We start from the raw sequence: 2,637 nt of genomic DNA on the forward strand, positions 1-2,637 counted from the left end.
GCGGTCTGCGGCAGCCTGGCCAGCGCCACCGTGAGGTCGGCGTTGATGAACCCGATCCCCTCACTTCCCCAGTGCGCCATGAGGCTCGTCGACTCGCCGAGCGTCACCGACCTCTGGAACGGGGAGGCCTCCTCATCCGCGACAACATCGAGGGGCCGGAGCCAGAACCGCTTACGATCGGCGCCCTGGTGATCGCCCATGGACCTACTCCACGGCCGGGCCGCGCCGTCGGAATCGACGCTGCCGAACCAGCCGCGAGACCTGCCTGCCAGCCGCACGGCCTCGGCCTCGGCGGGTGGCTCCATCGAGCGGCCCGCCAGCCACACCTCGCCCGGCGGCTGTTCGCCCCGGCGCAGCTGGACCAGCGTCGCGCGAGCGACGGTCTTACCGCCCTGCTCGACGAACGCATCCGCCACGACGATCCGATTGCCCTCTCGAACCGCCTCGGTGCGGATGGTCAGCGGCTCGAACCGCACCTGCGAGAACAGGTCCACGGTGAGCCGGGAGGGCTGAAACCCTTCCCGGCCGTGGGCCTGCTCCAGCTCGCGCGCCGCTGCGGCCACCACCGACGGGCCGTTGAGCAACCCGTCCGACCAGGCACTTTTCGCGTACGGGGTTGGTTCGTAGGCGCCGGAGTCATCGAGCGTGAAGAACGCGAACGGGCCCTTCGGCGCGGGCTTGTCGCCAGTGTCGCCGGCACCTCCAGCGCCGGCCTCCCCCACGTCGCTCATCCCGCGACCGTGGTGCGGGACATGGCCCCACCCGAGCCCGAGTCCGAGCCTGTACTCGAGCCCCCGCCCGCGCCGCCCACAGTCCACGACCGCAGAATGGCCGCGAGCTGGGTCTCGAAATACTGCTCCGCACTCGGCGAATCACGCCACACGCTCAGCTCCAGCGACACCACACCGTGCAGTGAGGCCCAGATCGCGGTCGTGGTCTCGTGCACGTCGGCGGTCCGGAACACGCCCTCGTCGACCAGTGCGTCCACCACCTCGAGCAGCGGGCCGCGCCAGTGGGGGTCGACGTTGTCGTCGTCGTCCGGCCCTCCACCCATGTCACCACGTGGCGACCGCACCGGCTCGCCCACGACCAGCCCGTACAGGCCCTCGTTCTCCAGCGCCCAACGGCGATAAGCGCGGCACAGGGACCGCATGTCGCCCTCCACGCTGTCGTGGCGCAGGGAGCCGCGCAGTTCGTCGGCGAGCTGCCGGTCCGCCTCGGCCCCGACCGCCGCGAGCAGCCCGGCCTTACCGCCGAACATCGTGTAGATCGCGGTGGTGGAGGTCCCCTGCGACGCCGCGAGCGGCCGCAGCCCCAGGTTCTCCGGCCCGCCGTCGCGGAGCCGCCGAAGCGCCTCGTCGAGGATCCCCCGGCGCAGCGTCGCATCGTACTGCGCGTGGGTGGGGGCGGACGTCTGGACGGAGGCGCGGGTAGAGGAGGTGGTCACCCGGGGAAGATTACGACGACGACGACGATAATGCCGTCATAGCACCGTGGCGTGTCGGCTAACAACCCCGTTTTCACTCAGGGCGGACGTCGTTCGGGCCTTCAGGTATCGCGGTTCGCGAAGACGCCCTGATGATCTGGCGCGGTCTCGAAGGAAAGCGGCGGCCGACCCCTTTTCACGCAAATGGCAGTGGGCCCACATCCGTCGATTTCGGCGACGATGTGGGCCCACGGCCGGTGCTGTTTCTACTTCTCGTTCAGCGAGACCCTTCTCCGAGGCTGAATACCTGCCCGTGCCGGAAAGCGGATTCGTGAACCTAGTTCGAAAAGCCTAGTTCGCAGCGGCGTACGCATCCATGATGTCGGCGGGAATCCGGCCGCGGTCGGAGACCTCGTAGCCGTTATCCCGGGCCCAGTCACGGATAGCCTTGGTTTCTCCGGACGACGCCTTGCTCGTCGACTTCCGTGCCGTCTTTGCCTTGGTACCGGTAACCCGGCGACCATTCTCGACGTAAGGCGCCATGACCTCACGGAACTGAGCGGCATTCTCATCGCTCAGATCAATGGAGTATTCCTTACCATCGAATGCGAACGAGATTGTGTGTGCCACACTTCCGAGGTCGGTGCCGTCGAGATCGTCGATGTACTGGACCTGAAACTGCTGTGCCATTGTTGCTCCCTGCAGTGGCGAATTCGTTACCGCGCCCATTATGCACGACTTATGCGCCATTGCCGAACTTATCAATTTTGTCTTTATTCTCGCCCTGTGATCAGTGGGAACAATTGCCGACGAATGCGACCCCGAGAGGGGATGTTGTCAGCTCATCAAACAAGAGGTGATTCACACACCATGTGACAGGTGATTTCGGTGAAGCCCGCAGGGCAGTTGACCGGAAAAGAAACGAACAAACACCTGGGTATGCCGCCGGGAAACGCCCGCGCAGCCACTGTGCGAACCCGGTCACCAGTCAGCACGGATGATCCTGCGACGCCGCACTGTTATCGCGGTGTCATCAGGGCCGATGCCGGCGGCCCCACCGGGATTTCCGAGCCCTATCCCGCTATTGTCCGGCGGGATCTACTCCGACCTCGTTCTCATATTCGCGATACCGGCGCACGAGGAGGTCGATGATTTCCGGATGCGCCCCCAATGGCGGCGTGGCGAGGTCCGCGCCCGCGTTCGCGAGCCGG

General features: G+C 66.2%; 3 protein-coding genes. All 3 read right to left on the reverse strand.

What is annotated here, in order from left to right:
- Positions 1-731 (reverse strand): acyl-CoA thioesterase domain-containing protein (locus G6016_RS13440; protein WP_241730308.1); only part of this gene is annotated, 731 nt, incomplete at its 3' end.
- Complete coding sequence (locus G6016_RS13445; protein ID WP_182633143.1) at positions 728-1,447, reverse strand: WHG domain-containing protein; 720 nt, start codon at positions 1,445-1,447, stop codon at positions 728-730. The genes G6016_RS13440 and G6016_RS13445, both read right to left, overlap by 4 nt.
- Before the next feature lie 330 nt (positions 1,448-1,777).
- Positions 1,778-2,116: a histone-like nucleoid-structuring protein Lsr2 gene (locus G6016_RS13450; protein WP_182633144.1), complete on the reverse strand. Its 339-nt coding sequence runs from the start codon at positions 2,114-2,116 to the stop codon at positions 1,778-1,780.
- Positions 2,117-2,637: the final 521 nt, after the last annotated feature.

The sequence above is a fragment of the Dietzia aerolata genome, from assembly GCF_014144865.1.
Lineage (GTDB): Bacteria > Actinomycetota > Actinomycetes > Mycobacteriales > Mycobacteriaceae > Dietzia > Dietzia aerolata.